Origin of the sequence: Pseudomonas sp. TH08, assembly GCF_016651275.1 — a bacterium.
Lineage (GTDB): Bacteria > Pseudomonadota > Gammaproteobacteria > Pseudomonadales > Pseudomonadaceae > Aquipseudomonas.
In genome coordinates, this window is record NZ_JAEKEE010000005.1 from 317726 (window position 1) to 336057 (window position 18332).

Here is an 18332-nt window from a genome sequence, read left to right on the forward strand (position 1 = left end):
GGTTTATGGACGCCTGTGCTCGCGGTAGGCGCGGATCGAGACATTCCAGGTGCTGTTCCTGTTGATGCAGGTAAAGCGCACAACTCGGTGCCGTTCACCGCCAAAGCGACCAATATTCGCAACGCGCTAACGATTCCACAGTTCAGTCAACAGACCATCAATACCGACTTGTTCATGCCCCAAAAGGCTGGGTACTCCAAGGACATCGCTGCGCAACTCGCGAAGACGCAGGGTGGCGCCAGCTTGATATTTTCCATGCAGCGAATAAGTTACAGCGGCCCTGTACGCGGTGAGTTCAATGCGATCAAGGTTGTCGATATTCCTGGCGGCGAAATACCTGACCAATCCAGCGCCGTGTCAGGTTATTGGGTGGCTCAGGGTGGTTATATCGACATACCGATGCATCCGAAGGGGACCGAGCCCGAATACGTTTTTACGCCCGGGTTCAGTGGTTGCTCGCTGACCGTCGATCAGCTGAATGACAACACTTTGAGGGTCCGGCATGTTGAGGGGAAAAAGAGGCAGACCAGTACAATCGCTTGTCATCAGCCGATCATGGAATGGGTATGAGTGCTGCCATGGAATACATGGATTATGGCTTCGATAATGAAGGTGGCAAGGTCGTAACGGAACTGACCGCTTTCGCTTTCATGAAGTACGAACCCAAAACCAAGACTTGGGATATCCACTACCAGAGCAGTCAGGGGGCGGCAACGATCGGGGTTTATTCCAGAGAACGAAAACTGTTCGGAGGATCGAAGTCCTTTGCCAGTGTGATGGAGAAACCGAAGGTACGGAGGACGATGAGCAAGCAAGCGGTTACCGTCCGGGCACGCCCACACGGTTAAAGCAACTGCCCGAATCGATGTGGCGAGAGTCGCAAAACATAAACATTAGCGCCGCGTAAAAATGTTGAATCGGAGAAAGAGATTTTTGGGCTTATGTCCTCACTCAACTACGGAGGAAAAAACTGTCAGTAAGCGCTACTTCGTATTGATCAATCGGGACGATGTCGAAAAAAGTGGAACACTGTTCAGCTCAGTAACGTTCAAAAAAGCCCCCGCCCAACCCACTGCGGATAGGGGACGCAGTGGGCTGGGCGAGGGCTTTTTGTCTTGCTGAGCGGTTTACTGCGCGATGGTTTTCACCGACACGCCGCGTTCGATCGGGGTGGAGCGACCGTAGATATCTTCGAAACGTTCGATATCGTCTTCACCCAGGTACGAGCCCGATTGCACTTCGATGATTTCCAGCGGGATCTTGCCCGGGTTGCGCAAGCGATGCACCGAGGCGATCGGGATGTAGGTCGACTGGTTTTCGCAGAGCAGGAACACGTTTTCGTCGCAGGTCACTTCGGCAGTACCGCTGACCACGATCCAGTGTTCGGCGCGGTGGTGGTGCATCTGCAGTGACAGGCACGCGCCCGGTTTGACCGAGATGTGCTTGACCTGGAAACGCCCGCCCATGTCCACCGAGTCATACGAACCCCACGGACGATAGACTTCGCAGTGGTTCTGGGTTTCGCTGCGGCCCTGTTCGTTGAGGGTGTTGACCATCTGCTTGACGCCTTGGACCTTGTCCTTGTGGGCGATCATCATGGCGTCCTTGGTTTCGACCACGACAATATTTTCCAGACCGATCACCGACACCAGTTTGCCGTTGCCGTGGATCATGCAGTTCTTGCTGTCCTGGATGACCACATCGCCTTTGGTGACGTTGCCGTTGGCGTCTTTCTCGTTGACTTCCCACAGCGACGACCAGCAACCGACATCGCTCCAGCCTGCGGTCAACGGCACTACGCAAGCGCGCTGGGTTTTTTCCATCACGGAATAGTCGATGGAGTTGTCCGGGCAGCAGGCGAAGGTGGCTTCGTCCAGGGTGACGGTGTCGGTGTCTTGCTCACTGCGCTCCAGGGTCAGCAGGCAGGTGTCGTAGATGTCCGGATCGTGTTTTTTCAGCTCCTCGAGGAAGCGGCTGGCGCGGAACAGGAACATGCCGCTGTTCCAGAAATAACCGCCCGACTGGACATATTCGGTGGCGCGTTTGACGTCGGGTTTTTCGACGAAGTGCGAGACGCGGCTGACGCCTTCGGGCAGCAGCGAATCAGCCGTGGATTTGATGTAGCCGTAACCGGTTTCCGGTTTGGTTGCCGGCACGCCGAACAGCACCATTTCACCGTTTTCGGCAGCGACGGTGGCCAGCGCCAAGGCGCGTTGCAGGGCTTTCTGGTCTTCCAGCACGTGGTCGGCCGGCAGTACCAGCATCAACTCGTCGCGACCTTCATTGACCAGCATCATCGCGGTCAGCGCCACGGCTGGCGCGGTGTTGCGGCCGAACGGCTCCATGAGGATGCGCTGGCATTCCAGATTGCGGTTACTCAACTGCTCGTTGACGATGAAGCGGTGATCCTTGTTGCAGACCACGATCGGGGTGTCCATGCCTTCGAACACCAGGCGCTCGAGGGTCTGCTGGAACAGGGTGTGTTCGCCGGTCAGGGCGAGGAATTGCTTAGGGAACTGCTTACGCGAAAGCGGCCAAAGACGTGAACCGCTACCACCTGACAAGATCACCGGAATCATATTGTTTACTCCATAAAATCGATTGGTTAGAGGCACGAACGCTGTGTCGTTTCACTCTTGTTTTTGTCTCGTATCCGAACGGTCACTGCGATCCCCTGTAGGAGTGAGCCTGCTCGCGATTGCGGTGGGTCAATCAACACATTCGGTGAATGTGAAACCGATATCGCGAGCAGGCTCACTCCTACAAAGGGAGCTGCGTCAGTTCGGGAAATTTGTTAGCGGGTCGACACCGGGCGTTTTACCCAGACTGGCGACAGGCTGCTGCCGCTGCCGGTGACGTACAGCACCGCGGCCTCACCGCGCTCCAGCGCGACCGGCTTCACGTCGCCGACTTTCTTGTCGCCTTCGTACAGCGCCAGGCTGACTTTCACCGGGTTGATTTCACGTTCGCCACGGCCCTTGGCGGCGACGTTCGGCACCACGTCGGTCTTGCCGTCGGCGGTCTTCAGGGTCAGCGGCTTGTCGCTGAGGTTCTGCACACGCACCAGGGATTTCTGCTTGTTCTTGAACGGCGGTTCTTCGATCAGTTGCGGCGCGCCGGAAGCGTTGTTGACCAGGGTGTAGTAATGGTCACCGGCGAGTTTTACCGGCAGGGTCTGGCTGCCGACCTTGGCGCTGTAATCACCGCCCGGCATGAAGCTGAAGTCGCTGCTGGCCAGTGGCGCAACGTCGCTCAGGTTGGTGCTGCCCACGGTGGCGCTGATTTCCGCGTTGCTGGCGTTGTAGACACGGACGAAGGTCGAGCCTTTCGGTGCGGTCGGGCCGTAGAGCGCGGCGTCGCCACCGGCAAAGGCAGGCACGGAAAGCACGCTGAGGCCAGCAACCAGAGCGAAGCTTTTAGCGAGACGACGAGGAGTAGTCGTGAAAGTCATGGTGTTACCTCTCTTTCAGTTTTGCGCCCGATCGGGCGTCTCGGATTTAGTGTTGATTGCTACGTTTTGTTGGCGCGCGCCGGCTTGTTTAAGCTCTGCGACCCACAGCGGGTCGGCGTCGCCGATTTCGTTGTTCACAGGCAGATATCGTTCAGGAAACTCCCAGATCAGCACCTGTGGCGGGCTGTTCTTGAAGTCATCGCTTTTCAGGTAGCTGAGCATCGGCAGGATCGGCCCGTGGCCGTCTTCGGCGTAGCTCACCACGTCGCTGTGCAGCGCTTGTTTCAGTGCACCGACGAAGTTCCAGTTGGGGTTGGCGCTGTAGCTGGTGCCGACCAGTGCCACCGGCACTTCATTGCTGGCGAACATCGCGTCGTCACCGGCAGGCTGATCGCCGGCTGCGACGGTGTTGCGCTTTTGCAGCGGCTCTTGCGCCGGCATCAGGTTTTCGAACAGCGGATCGAGCGGCAGGAACAAGCGCAGATCGCCCTTGTGCGTGACCTTCTCGGCCGGCGTGGTAACGAAGCGCTGCGGCTCGCCGCTGAGCGGGAACTTGTCGGCGATGGTTTTCGCCAGGGTGTTCGCCGCAATCTCGGCGCCTTCCGGCGTCCAGTGCGTGTCGGTACGCAGGAATACTTGCTCACCGTTCTGCTTGGCCTGTTGGAAGGGCTTGAGCAGGTCAGGGGCGAGGATCTTGTCGGCCGCGACGCGGTTATGGAAATCCTGATAAAGGTTGGCGTGAATGCTCGCCGGTTTCACGTCACCGAGATGTTCCGGGTACAGGCGAACCTTGGCCGGCACAATCGCCATCACCAGTTTCACGCCTTTCGCTTTGAGGGTCTGGCGCACGCCTTCGACCAGCGCGTAGTTGCCTTGCAGGTTCAGCTCTTCGTTGACGATCGGGTTGAATTCTTCATCGCTGTACAACCACTGATCGCGACCGAGCACCACGCCCGGACGACCTTCGTTGAACAGTTTGAAATCCAGCGCGGCCCAGAGATTGGTACCCAGGCGCTTGATCGGGAATTCATCGTCGTAGTGAGTTTCCACAGCCTTGGTCCAGCGGCCGTTGAGCACCGTTGCATCAGCGTTGGTGCTGAAGCCGAAGAAGCTGCGTACCGACCACAGACCGAGGACCAACAGGGTCACCAGGAACAGGGCGATGTAGAAGATGCGTAATGAGCGGGTCATGTCAGATCCCTCAGAACTGGAAGTAAAGGAACGGCGAGAAGCTTTGCGCCGAGAGTTTGAGAATCGAGGCGATGAACAGCAGCAGGATCAGCCCGCGCATCACGTAGCGCGACCAGTCCGCGCTCCAGTAGGCCGGTTGCACCTGGGCTTCGACGCCGACGGTGTAGCCAGGCTCATGGATGTTCGCCGGGTTTTCGCCAGGCGCTGCCTTGATCATTCCCGGGGTCGCCGTCGCTGGGCCGTTGGCCTCGACGTTGACTTCAGGTTTGATCTTGGCCGGCGGCTGGTTGGTGTACAGGTCACGCAGACCGAAGAACGCCAGCGTCACGTACGCAACAACCAGAGTTGCCACTTGCAGGCCGGTGAGGCTGGCCTGATTGAGTTCCGACAGCGACCAGTCGCCGAAGCTGAACATCGCGCCGTACATGCGCCCGGCAACGTGCAGGTTCTCGGCACGGAAGATCACCCAGCCCATGACCACGAGCAGGAAAGTCAGCGCCCAGCGGATCGGGTTGAGGCTGCGCGGCGAGGTGTTCAGGCCCAGCGCTTTTTCAATCGCCAGCCACATGCCGTGCCAGGCGCCCCAGACGATGTAAGTGATGTTCGCGCCGTGCCACAGACCGCCAAGCAGCATGGTCAGGAACAGGTTGCGATAGGTCATCAGCGTGCCTTTACGGTTACCGCCGAGGGTGATGTACAGATAGTCACGCAGCCAGGTCGACAGGCTGATGTGCCAGCGGCGCCAGAACTCGGTGATCGACTGGCTGATGTACGGCTGTTTGAAGTTTTCCATGAAGCGGAAACCCATCATCAAGCCCAGACCGATGGCCATGTCGCTGTAACCGGAGAAGTCGAAATACAGCTGCGCGGTGTAGGCCAGCGCGCCGAGCCAGGCGTCGCCCGTGGTCGGGTTTTGCAGGGCGAAGCAATGGTCGGCAACGACGGCGAGGGTGTCGGCGATGAAGACCTTTTTGATGAAACCCTGCATGAACCGCGTGCAGCCCTCGGAGAATTTATCGAGGGTGTGTGTGCGGTTGTTGAACTGATCGGCGAGGTCGCGGAAACGCAGAACCGGGCCGGCAATCAAGTGCGGGAAGATCGCCACGAACGCGGCGAAGTCGATCAGGTTGCGCGTGGCCGGGGTGTCGCCGCGATACACGTCGATGATGTAGCTGATCGATTCGAAGATGTAGAACGAGATACCGATAGGCAGCAGCACGTGGGTGAGGATGAACGGCTCAAGACCGACCGACGTCATCATCGCGTTGATGCTGTCGACGCCGAAGTTGGCGTACTTGAAGTAGCCGAGGATGCACAGATCCACCGCGACGCCGGCCAGCAACCAGCGCTGGGCCGGTTTGGTGCGAACACCGGCGGCACCGACTTTGAGGCCGATCCAGTAGTTCCACAGCGTGACGGCGGCGAACAGCGCGAGGAAGTCCACGCGCCACCAGGCATAGAACACGTAGCTGGCGATCAGCAGCAGCAAGTTGCGATAGCGTTGCCCGCTCAAGTAGTACAAGCCGAGAAAGATCGGCAAGAACAGAAACAGGAACACGTTGGATGAAAATACCATCCCGATCTCTCCATGTTTGAACCAACAGTCAAGGGCCAAAGCCCCCCCAAACCCCCACGTAAAACTGGAGGGCCAACTCACAAATCTAAAACCTGACACTGACCCCCTGTAGGAGTGAGCCTGCTCGCGATGAGGGCGTGTCAGTCGACATCAATGTTGAATGTCAGACCGGATCGCGAGCAGGCTCACTCCTACAGGGTTTTGCCTTACGAACCTTTGTTGCCCTTTTCATGGGACGGGTCGTAGACCTTGGTCAGGTCCCCGCCGAGGCGGAAGGTCTTGAACGGCTGCATGCCGCGCTTTTTCTCGATCACATCCGCCGGGCAGGTGTAGAGCGTGCAGAATGGTTCGAGCCAGGCGAATTTCATGTCCTCTTTCAAGTCGGTCATGTCCTGCTCTTTGCCGTTCTTCTTCTCGAATTCATCCGGGTCTTTCACCCCCGACAACACTCGATCACCCAGGCGTTTCAGCGCGCCGTTGTTTTCCTGACGCAAATCGACACCGTTGACCTGGGCGAAACTGGCGATCATGGCCAGAGGCGGCAGGGCGTAGTTGTGATAGGCGAGGGCGCGTTGCTGGCGCTTGAGTTCGTTTGGCAGGAAGCCGTCGGCATCTACCTGATTGGCGCCGACCTTGTATTCCTTGACCGCCCAATCGAACAGGTCGCGGCGGTTTGTTGCGACGGAAGTCGCCATCACCGACCACGCCGCCCAGTACGAGTGGTTGTTGGTTTTTTCCAGCGGCAGGTTGTCCCAGTCGCTGACGACTTGGTCAGCCATTTTGCTGAACCAGGCTTCGATCACCTGCGCTTCCTGCTGATGCTGCGCCAGCGGATGCGAGTCGGAGAATTTCAGGCGAATGTACGAAGAGGCCATGCTGCCCAGCGCCCATTTGCGCATCGACTTGCCGGTGTGGTTGAAGTCTTTCGACATCAACGCATCAGCCTTGGCCCACGCGGTCAGCCAGTTCAGCGTGCAATCGAGCTGTTCCGGACGACCATCGCGCATGAACTGCATCACGCGTTTGGCGGTGCCGCGTTCCAGCGTGGTGATGTCTTTGGTGGTGTCACGAAAGGCTTTTTCCGACTGCACGTTCAGTGTCGAACGGGCCTTGTCCGAGCCTTCGTATTTGCTACGAAATTGCAACGGGCCGGTGTACGGCGCCGGCATTGCATCGCAGCCTTCGCTTTTGTCACCGGTCTTGAATTTATCCACAGGCGCAAAGTAACCCTGCGGTGGACGCAGTGGCGCGGCGGCCTGAGTCGCTCCGGCGAACATCGCCAGGCTCAACAGGGTGGGGGCCAATAAAGATTTCAATTTCGGATTTCGCATAGCAGACCTCATTGCCCGACCTGAGCGGTTTGTGGCCCAGCGCCCGGGAATACGTTGCGTTTGCAGATTTTCGCTTCGACTTTCTGTGGCGCGGCGCCCGCTTCCGGGCCCTGAACTTCGACCGCCAGCAGGTTTTGCGAGGCCCAGTCTTCGTCCGTGCGCAACTCAAAGGCGAAACGACCGTCGGTGTCGGAGGTTTCCGGTTTCTCGATCTTGATGTCCTCGTGGCGACCGTTCATGTACCAGAGGGTGGCTTGCAGGGTTTTCACCGAAGTGTCGGCGAAGCGGATGTCGACCTGATGGCTGCTGTTCTGCAGGTTCAGGTTCTTGCTGTTGACCAGCAGTTCTTGTTTGCTGCCCGCTTTCAACGTAGTGCTGGCGGACATCTGTGCATCTTTGCCTTCGCAGCCGTTGTCGAGCAGGGACATCATCTGGCGATAGATGGTTTCCTGGTCGAGGCGGTACAGCGGCGAGAATTCCCAGATGAGAATCTTCGGCGGGGTCTTCTGGAATTCGTCGCTGCCGAGGTACTGCAGCATCGAACCTTCCAGACCGCCGCCGGGGAAGGCGACGTTGAGAATGTCGGCGCCGATGGCTTCTTCGAGGAAGCCGGCGAAGTTGTAGTTCTTGCCGCTGTGCGAGGTACCGACCAGGGTGATTTGCGGATTGCCGGAATCACCGAACAGGTCGCCGTCGCCAGCCTCGCCCTTAGGCTCGGTGGTGAACTGGTCCATGTACTGGATCGCGTAGCTGGTGCCGCACAGTTGCCCGGCCATGTTGTGCAAGGTGCCGGTCTTGCCCATGCGGCCTGAGCGCTTGGTCTCGAATTCACGCTTGGGCACGTCGGCGAAGGCCGGGATCTGCTTGACCTTTTCGGCAACGATTTTTGCCGTGCGCTGCGCGCCGTATGGCGTCCAGTGTTGGTCGCCGCGGAAGTAGAAATCGTGGGCGGGCAGGGTGTCCGGCAGCGATTCGTTGGTCAGCGGCGACAGGTCTGGCACCACATAGCCCATCTTGGCGAAACGGCCGAGCATGGTCTTGTAATTGCCCAAAGCCTTCTCGTAATCGAACGCGGCTTTTTCCTGCGGGTTGAGCTTGTTGCGGTTCACCAGGCCACGGGTCGGCTGGTAAACGATCACCAGTTCAACGCCTTTGGCCTTGAACGCATCGTGCAACTGTTGCAGGCGTTTGTAGCCGGCCGGCGTGGTGTTGAACTCGGTGCGCAGGTCTTCCTGGGTGCGGAACAACCAGTCGCCCTGCGCCTGCACCAGCGTGGTGAAGTTCTGCTGATAACGCGTGGTGTAGTTCTTCGCGTCATGCGCAGCCGGGCACAGGTTGCAGCACGGTTCGGCGCTGAACTTTGGCGGCGTGGCAGCGGCACCTTCATCGGCGCGGGCGCCGTTGCTGGCCGCGAGAATGCCCACGGTCAGGGCCGACAGGCTGAGTAATTTGATCAAGTGTGGGTGCATAAAATTATCCTCAGTCCTGCATTTCGGTCTGGCGTTCGACAGGGTCGATCAGCACGGCTTTCTGCTGGCGCACCAGCAGGTCGAGAATTTCATCCTGGCGCTCACCGAGGATGCCGTTGAAGCTGATGCCACTGGATTTGGTCGGCGCCAGCATCGACACGCGATACAGCTCGACGCTCAACGGCGAATCGATCGACAGCGGGCCGCTGCCATTGGCTGCCAGTTCACCGCCAACGACGATCAGCGACACCTGCGCATCGAACGGATCGAGCTTGATGTCACGGTCGGTGTCAGTGAGGTCCTTGATGTGGCCGTAGACGCCGGTCAAACCGTTGGCCATGGCGACGTTTTCGTAGAGGCGGATGTTCACGCTGTTACGAATGCGAATGCCGTGGCGCTTGTTGCTGATGACCTTGTTGCCCCACAGCAGGTTGTCGGCGGACTCGTAGAGCGTGATGCCGTCGGTGTGGTTCTTGTAGATCTCGTTGTAGGCAACGATGTTGTTGACGCTGTTGCGGTCGATCACCAGGCCCGAGAGGTGGTTGTCGAAGCTCTTGTTGTTGAAGATGAAGCTGTCGTTGACCTCACGGGAAATAATGATCCCGTGCTTCTTCTTGGTGCCGTGCACGGTGTTCTCGGCAATGATCAGGCCGTGGGAACGGTCGTGCGGGTCGATGCCGTAGACGATGTTGTCTTTGTAGGTGTTGCCCTTGACCACGAAGTCGCGGGTCTCGTAGCAGTAGAAGCCGTACCACATGTCCGAGAACTCGGAACCGACGATCCAGCCTGTCGGCTCAGGACGCTTGAGCACCTTCGCCATGTTCGGCGTGTACTGGGAAATACTCACGCCGTACGACTTACTGTTGGCGTAGCCGAAACTGGCCATCTTGCTGTTGACGATGTAGGTCTCGGTGCCACCCCAGGCCAGCAGGAACGGACGGAATTCCTTCGGCGAACGGAAGGTGGCCGGGCCGTTTTCCTTCTCGCGCCAGCCGGTGATTTTGGTGTCGCGCACGAACAACTGACCATCGTTGACGAGGAACGAGCCGGCTTCTTGCGACAGGCGCAATTCCTGGGTCTGGCCATCGATTTCGAGGATGCCTTTACGGCCGACGACGATCGGCAACTTCGACAGATACACGCCCGGCGAGGTCTCGCTGAAGTACTGCTTGGGCAGTTTCTGCGCCAGCTCTTTCAGGTTGATGTAACCGTCGTCGACGAAGATCGCTTGCGGGATGCCGTGCTGACGCACTACCCATTCGGCCATCTTGTTGTCGCCGCCGATGAAGTCCTTCAGCGCGTCTTCCTGCATCATCCGGCGCACGCTGATCTTGCCCGGTTTGTTGCGGACGATCTTCGCGGCAGCGGCTTCGGCGGTGTAGCCGGAAATGTCCGGCAGTTTCGGCGCGGCCAGATTCAACGCGTCGGTTGGCGCGCTGCTGACGGTGTAGGTTTTGGCCTGTTGCAGCTCTTTGGCCATGGTCGCCGGCTTGCCCGGTTGCGGTGCGACCGGTTCAACCGTGGCGAAGGCGCCGGCGCTGGCCAGCAGCATCGCGCCGGCCAGCAGGCTGAGTGAGCCTATCCTGGTGCTGATCATGTCGGGCACTCCCTTGGCGGTTTGCATCAGAAGCGCCAGATCACGTCGATGAACGCGCGGTGCATGTACGAATCAACCTGCTTGCCGTAGGCATCGCCCGGCTTGAACACACCGCCACGGAAACGCACGAGGGCAGAAGGCTCGTCGATCGACTGGCTCAACGCCGCCGGCAACAGGCCTTGCTTGAAGTACTTGGTGACGACCAGGTCCATCTCCTGACCGAGATCCTTGTTGCCGTCTTCAAGCGGCAAAGAGGTGCTGGACAGAATCGCGCCGGTCGCATCGTCGGTGTTGTTTTCCACCGCGTTGATGCCGTTGCTGCCCACCGGCTTGTTGCCGTCGACACGCCAGAATTTGTGATAGATCAGGCTGGCGTCGTATTCGTCGTTGACCATCCACGAACCGAACAGCGTCGCGGTCTGCATATTGTTCATTTCGCCACGGAAGGCTTCGCCGAAACGGTGAACCCGCGAGCGAGTACCGGTGTAGTTGGAGCGGTTACTTTCCAGACCGTTCTGCTCGTAATCAGCACTGGCGCGGGCATACGCGCCGCCGACTTGCCATTGCGGATCGAGGCGCAGACGCACACCGATGTCAGTGGCCCAGCCGTTGACGTCTTCGCTGCGTTTGGCTTGGGTTGGAGCGCTGCCGTCGGCGTTCAGCGGGTTGACTGTGTCGCGGTCGCCACTCATGCCGGTGATGCTGCCCCAGTAGTTGACGGTGTTGGTATTGCGCCAGTTGTAGGCGTCGCTGTCGGCGGTCAGGCCGAGCCAGCTGATGTCGCCGTTCTGGGTCTTGTCGAGCGAGTCACGCGGGACTCCCGGCTCGGCGTAATCGAGTTTGCCGTCATCGTGTGTGTGGTGACCGCGAATGCCGACCCATTGCCCCGGCGTCCACTGGTAAGCGGCGTCGGCGTAGGCGTGCAGGCGATCCTTGTCTTTCGGCGCCAGCTCTTTGAGGTCGGTGCGGTATTCGCTGAAGCGTTCGGCAACACCGGCGTTGGCGCGCAACAGGGTGGTGTCGAAGGTCCAGTTCAGCGCTTCGATGTTGGTGTCGCGCCACTGGCCATCGTCATTGCGCAGACGCTGGCGACCGAACTTGAGCATTTCGCCCGGATACGGCGTGAGGCCGCTGTAGCCGACCCAGAACTCGCGCATCGCCAGGTAGTTTTTCTTGGTCTTGCGATCACCGTTGTCGGTGGTCTGCGTGCCGTCGGTGTCGGACTGTTGCAGGGTGTCGGTCTCGATGATGTCAGTCGAGGTCACGGCCTGGCCCATGGCGTAGGCGCTCCACGCGCCGCTTTCGCCGTAGACCCATGGACGCAGGTCGAGGCCCACGCCGTTGACGTCGCCACCGGGTGCGGTGCCGAGGTCACGGTCGTCTTCGGACTGGCCGGTGATTTTCACTTCGAGACCGAAGTTTTTGGTTTCAGTCATCGCGGCCAGTGTCGGGCAAGACCAGATCAGCGCGAAGGTGAGGCCAATACCGGCCTTCACGAATGGATTCAACTTCATAATTTTTCCTCGCCGTCTTCTTCTTGCAGGGCGTGCAGTTGCAGCGTGTTCTGGTTCAGAGCGCCACGGCTGGCTTGCTCCTGTTGCAGCAGACGCTGGGCTTGGGCCAGGCGCTCGGGCGGCAATTGCGCGGCGAGGGTGGTCGCCAGCTCATCGGCTTGCGGGGTGTTTTGTGCCTTGGCCAATTGGCTGAACACGTAGGCATTGACTGGGTCGGGCTGGGTGCCCTTGCCTTGGGAGAACAGCTGGGCGATGGCGAAATCGGCGCTGTTCTGGCCGTTGCGTGCAGCGGTCAGCAGATGGTCGAGGGCTTTTTGCGGATAGACCTTGCCGAGGTAGCCACGGCGGTAGATCTGGCCGAGGTAATAGTCGGCGGCGACTTCGCGGCCGACGGCTTTCTGGAAATGTTCTTCGGCAACTTTGGCGTCGGCCGGAACCATTTTGCCTTCGTAGTAGAGCTTGCCCAGCAACAGCTCGGCGCGTGGCTGGTCGGCGGCGCGGCCGTTGTCGAGGTACTTCATCATCTGGTCGACATCGCCCAGTTCCGGGTAGTCGTAGAGCAATTGCGCGAGGGTCACCCACGACGCCGGGTAGCCCGGAGCAATCGGCTCGAGCAACGACTGCGCGGTTTTCTCGTCAGTCTTGCCCAGGGTCGAATCGGCCAGTACACGGGCCACGGAATCGACGCGCTGCGCGGTGACGGTGCCACGGGCGTGACCGGCCTGCAGCTGCTTGATCAGCTCGGCCTGTTGCTCCGGCTGGGCACGTTTCTGATAGACCGTGGCCAGTTCGACGTAGCAGATGTCGGTGGTGTTGAGCGCGGCTTTGCAGATTTTTTCCACGTCATCCAGGTGCTGATCGTAAGTGCCTTGGGTGCGATACAGCAGCACCTGCGCCAGACCCGCTTCCGGGTAACCGGATTTGCGCCACTGATCGATCTGCTGCTGCGCGTTGATGTTCGGGAAGCTGTGCGGGTATTGCAGGTAAAGCATCGCCAGCGGGATCAACGTATTGCCTTCGCCATTGGCGGCGGCTTTTTTCAGCAGGCTTTCGGCTTCGTGGTGTTCGGCTTCGGTGGAGCCGGGTTTGGCCACCAGCAGGCGACCAAGACGCGCCTGCGCACGCGGCGAAACACTGGCGGCGGCGCGGTAAGTCGCTTCGGCCTGTTTCATTTGCTCGGGGTCGCGGCTATCGACCTGGATATCGGCGAGGCCGACTTGTGCCTCGCTGTAACCGAGATCGGCCAGTTGCTGATAATTCTGCGCAGCGGTAGCGGTGTCGCCACGCTTGAGCGCTTCGTTGGCCAGACGCTGATCGGGCAGGCCGGCGCAACCGGCCAGACTGACCGCCAATGCCAAGGCACACACCGTTCCCATGTAGGAGTGAGCCTGCTCGCGATGCAAGCAACTCGGTGCATCAGGCATACCGCGGCGATCCAATCGCTGGCAAGCCAGCTCCCACAGGGATCGCGGTGTTTTCAGGATGGGTGGAGTAGTCACAGGCATGTCCTCGACTTAAAGACCGGCAGCCATGGCTTTGTCGATCAGCCAGTTCAGGTTCGGTCCACGGTCGCTGTTCACTTCCACCGGGCGACCGGCGAGGCTGCTGTCGAGCGGCTCGTCAGGCTGGATCTGCACGCGGATGTCGGAGGACAGGTCAGCACTTTTCAGGCTGGTGCTGCTGACGATCTTGCCGGTGCGGGTTTTGTCTTCGCCGGCGATCTGGAAGCTCACCGGGGTGCCCGGACGCACGTCGCCGAACTGGCGATAGGAGAAGCGCGCATCAACCGTGGCCTGGGTGTTGCGCGGCACCAGCGAGAAGATCACGTCGCCCTTGCTCGCGTATTGACCGTCGGCCACCAGTTGCTGGGCCACGGTGCAGTCGCAAGGGGAGGTCAGGGTGCCGGTCATTTGCTTGCCGAACAGTTCTTCAACCTTGGCCGGGGCCAGTTGGTCTTCGTCCAGATGGCCCTTGAGCACGTCGAGCATGCTGGTGCTGAAGGTCGCCAGTGGCGCGCCTTTCGCTGCAACGCCGTCAGACTTGACCAGGCTTTGCACGGTGCCGTCGCGCGGCATGGTGATGTTCATCCCCGGCACGCTGACCAGACCGGCTTGCGCATGGCTGACGAAGTACATGCCGTACACCGATTTGAAAATGAAACCCGCCGCGACCAGACCGACTGCGAAAATGCCAGCGCTGAACGTCACGGCTTTCAGTCGGCCCAACGGGGTCATGCCGGAGCCGCCGTCCTTGACCTTGCGTGCCTTGGTGAAGTTGTCGCGCTGCAGAGTCGCCAGCACTTCGCCGATGCTGACGATGTCGCCGGCCAGGTGCGACGTGATCAAGTGGCGCAGGGTGGAAATGTCCTGCTGCTCAAGGTTCTGGAACTGGCAGCCAACACGGCCGGTCTGGCGGTCGTAGGAGCGCACTTGCAGCTCAACGTCCATGGCCAGGCCGAGGTTGTCGATGACGAATTGCAGACGCGCCTTGTACACCTCGCCGATAGTCAGTGGCATTTGCCCGGCGTTGAACGCCAGACCACCGGCAGACAGGTCGATGACCCGCGCTTCAACCGGCGTCCGGTCGGGACCGAAAAAGCGCAGCTTGGCCGGGATTTTCACGCGGGCGTGTTGGCGCTGGGCTTCGGATTCATGCACTACGTTGGCGTTGACGGCGGTATTCATAGGGGCGATTTCCTTGTTAATTCAATAGGGGCGGGTCAGACCATCATCAGCAGCACGGCGACGAAAATGCTGCCGGCGGAGAAGGTCATGGTCCGAGACGACCAGGTGTTGAACCAACGTTGAAAGCTGGCGAGATCACGGGTCAGGGATGTGGGTTGGCGAGTCCAGGACTGTTGGTCGAGGCGGAAGAACACGTAGATCTTCACCAGCGCACCGACGATCTGGTTGTAATAAAGAATCGCTGGATAAGCCGGGCCGATCCGGTGACCGGAGCACGACAACAGCAGGGTCAGGATCAGGCGGGTGATGCCGATCCACAGCAGGTAAACGAGGATGAACGCGGTGCCGTATTTGAAGCTGGCGATGATCGCCACGGTCAGGCCGAGCAGCGACGTCCACATCGATACGCGCTGGTCGAACAACACCACCGACGTGAAGGCGCCGAGGCGTTTCACACCCAGACCCAACGCGCGGGAGTTCTGGCGCAGGTTGTTGCCGTACCAGCGGAACATCAGTTTGCGGCTGGCCTTGATGAAGCTTTTTTCCGGCGGGTGTTCAACGGTGTTGATCGCCGCGTCAGGCACGTAAAAGGTGTCGTAGCCGAGGCGCATCAGGCTGAACCAGCTCGACTTGTCGTCGCCGGTCAAGAACTTGAAACGGCCCAGGCGCCAGTGTTGCAGCGAGTCGCTTTCAACGTCGGCGATGAATTCCGGGTTGGTTACCACTGAAGCTTTGAACACCGACATGCGGCCGGTCATGGTCAGTACGCGTTTGGACAGGGCCATCGAGCACATGTTGATGTGGCGCTGGGCGAAACGCAGCTTGTGCCATTCGCTCATGATGTAGCCGCCGCGCACTTCGCAGAACTCGTTGGTGGTCAGGCCGCCGACGTTGCCGAACAGCTGGAACCACGGCACGGTCTTGCGCACGGTGCCTTCGCCGAGCACGGTGTCGCCATCAATCACGGCAACCACGGCGCGGTCGTCCGGCAGGTGACGGGAGATCGCGCGGAAACCATAGGCCAGGCCATCACGTTTGCCGGTGCCGGGAATGCGCACGAAGTCGAGTTTGACGCGTTCTGGCGGATTCATCCGCGCCCACATTGCTTTCACCAGCAGCTCATCGGACATTTCGACGATCGAGCAGACCACGGTGGTCGGCAGTTCGCAGTCGATGGCTTCGCGGATCACCGAGCTGTAGACCTGCGCAGTCGTCAGCGCGTCAATACGGAAACTGGTGACCATCAGAAACACATGCGACGGATCCGCCGCTTTACCCAGCTTGCGCACTTTGCGGCGCAGGTGCGGGTAAACGATGTAGAGAAAAATCATGCCGCGCACAAAGTGCGTTGCGCCCATCGAGTAGCGCCAGATACCCACGGCGCCAATCAGGAAAATGAAGTCCTTCGACTCGGAGTCGAATGTGGACGTGGGCAGCATCAAGGCCAGGCCCATCAACAAACTTAGGTAGAACAGCCAACCGGCGGCCTGAAGTAGGCCGTGTTTTAGCCTGTGCATAATCTGCATCCGTCTCTATCTCGGGCCGGGCCCGATGGGGTTAAGGCAGGCTTACAAAAACTTGCAAGGACATGCAGGAGCTGCCGAAGGCTGCGATCTTTTGATCTTTCGCTTGGGATTTTGGTGTTCCCGAAAAGATCGCAGCCTCGTTTCACTCGACAGCTCCTACAGGGCTGCCTTACCAGCAGATACCTTCGGTGCGCGTACCGGCGTCGGTGGCCTTGGCCATGAAGCCGACCAGGTCGATGACCTGTTTGCCGTGCGGTGCTTGCTGGGCCAGCGCGCGGAATTTCTCGTCGCGGTTGCCGAGGATGATCACGTCGGAGTTGTCGATTACCGAATCGAAGTCCGCGTTGAGCAGGGACGATACGTGCGGGATTTTCGACTCGATGTAGTCTTTGTTCGCGCCGTGAACACGGGCGTACTCGACGTTGCTGTCGTAGATGCTCAGGTCGTAACCCTTGCCGATCAGCATCTCGGCCAGTTCCACCAGCGGGCTTTCGCGCAGGTCGTCGGTGCCGGCCTTGAAGCTCAAGCCGAGCAGGGCGACTTTGCGTTTGTCGTGGCTTTCAACGATGTCGAAAGCGTTCTGCACTTGCGATTCGTTGCTGCGCATCAGCGAGTTGAGCAGCGGTGCTTCGACGTCCAGGGAACCGGCGCGATAGGTCAGAGCACGCACGTCTTTTGGCAGGCACGAACCACCGAAGGCGAAGCCTGGGCGCATGTAGTACTGGGACAGATTGAGGGTCTTGTCCTGGCAGACCACTTCCATCACTTCACGGCCATCGACGCCGACCGCTTTAGCGATGTTGCCGATCTCGTTGGCGAAGGTCACTTTGGTTGCGTGCCAGACGTTGCAGGTGTACTTGATCATCTCGGCGACGGCGATGTCCTTGCGGATGATCGGCGCGTCGAGTTCTTCGTACAGCGATTGCAGAACGTCGCCCGACGCCTTGTCGAACTCGCCGATGACGGTCATCGGTGGCAGGTCGTAGTCGGCGATGGCGGTGGATTCACGCAGGAACTCAGGGTTGACCGCGACGCCGAAATCAACGCCGGCTTTCTTGCCCGAGCAGTCTTCGAGAATCGGGATCACCACGTTGGCAACAGTGCCCGGCAGTACGGTGCTGCGCACAACGATGGTGTGACGGGTGGTTTTTTCACGCAGGACAAAACCGATCTCGCGGCATACCGCTTCGATGTAGTTCAGTTCCAGGTCGCCGTTCTTCTTGCTCGGCGTACCCACGCAGATCATCGACAGGTCAGTGTCACGAATCGCTTCGGCGAAGTTGGTCGTGCCACGCAGACGACCGGTCTGGATACCCTGTTGCAGAAGTTCGCCCAGGCCCGGTTCAACAATGGGGGATTTGCCAGCGTTGATCATGTCGATCTTGTCTTTGGCAACGTCAACGCCAACCACGTCATGGCCCCGTGCAGACAGGCAACCGGCACACACTGCGCCAACGTAACCCAAACCAAATATGCTGATGCGCATCGCAATTACCTCTGTATATATCAGGCCTTAGAAGGCCGGAGTTAATGGTGTTCAGCGTTCACTAGTGCACTCGAAAGTGCGGCTTACAGGCGCCACAATGCCGTGTGCAGGCATACGAAGTTCCGAGTGTCTAAATAATTGCACTCAAGATGTGCGCAACCAGGCCTTATAGTTATGACGTGCCCTGTTATGCAGCGGATCTTCCTTGTGGAAGACTCTGGTGCAATCGTCTTGCGCGCTCGATGTCAGGCGAAAAGCCCGTGGATCAAGCGGTTTGGTGCTCAGGCGAGCACGTTTATAGGGGCGCGGCCTTGGCCTTGCAGGGGATATTAATGATGCATATCTCCTGTCCATCTAGTTGTTTTCAGACTGGTTAGTCATCTAGTCAAGTTGCTGTGACAACTTGGTTACATGGCTATCTGCCTAACGTAAGTTATCTCGTACAAACTCGGCGAGAATCGTTACCGGTGGTATGAGCTATGCATTTGGACATAGTTCCTGTCCACT

At 59.3% G+C, this 18332-nt stretch carries 14 protein-coding genes; 2 read left to right on the forward strand and 12 right to left on the reverse strand.

The features are described from left to right. Positions 1-15: 15 nt before the first annotated feature. Together JFT91_RS24910 and JFT91_RS24915 are read left to right on the forward strand one after the other, a co-directional pair. Positions 16-570: a hypothetical protein gene (locus JFT91_RS24910; protein WP_201234177.1), complete on the forward strand. Its 555-nt coding sequence runs from the start codon at positions 16-18 to the stop codon at positions 568-570. Next, positions 567-848: a hypothetical protein gene (locus JFT91_RS24915; protein WP_201234178.1), complete on the forward strand. Its 282-nt coding sequence runs from the start codon at positions 567-569 to the stop codon at positions 846-848. Before JFT91_RS24910 ends, JFT91_RS24915 begins: the two co-directional genes overlap by 4 nt. A gap of 279 nt (positions 849-1127) precedes the next feature. Here the strand turns inward: JFT91_RS24915 and JFT91_RS24920 are convergent, their stop codons facing one another. From JFT91_RS24920 to JFT91_RS24975, 12 genes are all read right to left on the reverse strand, one after another. Next, positions 1128-2579, reverse strand: a complete 1452-nt coding sequence (locus JFT91_RS24920; RefSeq protein WP_201234179.1) for a mannose-1-phosphate guanylyltransferase/mannose-6-phosphate isomerase — start codon at positions 2577-2579, stop codon at positions 1128-1130. 215 nt (positions 2580-2794) lie between these two features. Next, the gene (locus tag JFT91_RS24925) at positions 2795-3451 is read right to left on the reverse strand and encodes an alginate O-acetyltransferase AlgF (RefSeq protein ID WP_201227879.1); all 657 of its coding nucleotides are present in this window, start codon (positions 3449-3451) and stop codon (positions 2795-2797) included. Between the two features lie 15 nt (positions 3452-3466). Then, entirely contained in the window at positions 3467-4642 is a 1176-nt protein-coding gene (locus JFT91_RS24930) for an alginate O-acetyltransferase (protein ID WP_201234180.1), read from the reverse strand. Positions 4643-4652: 10 nt separating this feature from the next. Beyond that, positions 4653-6218 carry an MBOAT family O-acyltransferase gene (locus tag JFT91_RS24935; protein ID WP_201234181.1) on the reverse strand — a complete coding sequence of 522 codons (1566 nt, stop codon included), beginning with the start codon at positions 6216-6218 and terminating at the stop codon, positions 4653-4655. A 206-nt stretch (positions 6219-6424) separates the two neighbouring features. Further along, positions 6425-7549 carry a mannuronate-specific alginate lyase gene (locus JFT91_RS24940; protein ID WP_201234182.1) on the reverse strand — a complete coding sequence of 375 codons (1125 nt, stop codon included), beginning with the start codon at positions 7547-7549 and terminating at the stop codon, positions 6425-6427. A gap of 8 nt (positions 7550-7557) precedes the next feature. Then, entirely contained in the window at positions 7558-9018 is a 1461-nt protein-coding gene (locus tag JFT91_RS24945; protein ID WP_201234183.1) for an alginate O-acetyltransferase, read from the reverse strand. Positions 9019-9028: 10 nt separating this feature from the next. Continuing rightward, on the reverse strand, positions 9029-10615 hold the full coding sequence (gene algG / locus JFT91_RS24950; RefSeq protein WP_201234184.1) for a mannuronan 5-epimerase AlgG: 1587 nt from the start codon (positions 10613-10615) through the stop codon (positions 9029-9031). A 26-nt stretch (positions 10616-10641) separates the two neighbouring features. After that, complete coding sequence (locus JFT91_RS24955; RefSeq protein WP_201234185.1) at positions 10642-12129, reverse strand: alginate export family protein; 1488 nt, start codon at positions 12127-12129, stop codon at positions 10642-10644. Further along, a complete protein-coding gene (gene algK / locus JFT91_RS24960) occupies positions 12126-13634 on the reverse strand; it encodes an alginate biosynthesis TPR repeat lipoprotein AlgK (protein ID WP_207197009.1) in 1509 nt (502 codons plus the stop codon). The genes JFT91_RS24955 and algK overlap by 4 nt, the downstream gene beginning before the upstream one ends. A gap of 9 nt (positions 13635-13643) precedes the next feature. After that, positions 13644-14813 carry an alginate biosynthesis protein Alg44 gene (locus JFT91_RS24965; RefSeq protein WP_201234187.1) on the reverse strand — a complete coding sequence of 390 codons (1170 nt, stop codon included), beginning with the start codon at positions 14811-14813 and terminating at the stop codon, positions 13644-13646. Between the two features lie 35 nt (positions 14814-14848). Continuing rightward, positions 14849-16330, reverse strand: a complete 1482-nt coding sequence (alg8, locus tag JFT91_RS24970; RefSeq protein ID WP_207197010.1) for a glycosyltransferase family 2 protein — start codon at positions 16328-16330, stop codon at positions 14849-14851. 178 nt (positions 16331-16508) lie between these two features. Then, positions 16509-17825 (reverse strand): nucleotide sugar dehydrogenase, encoded by a 1317-nt coding sequence (locus JFT91_RS24975; protein ID WP_008087506.1) that lies wholly within the window; start codon positions 17823-17825, stop codon positions 16509-16511. Positions 17826-18332 lie beyond the last annotated feature (507 nt).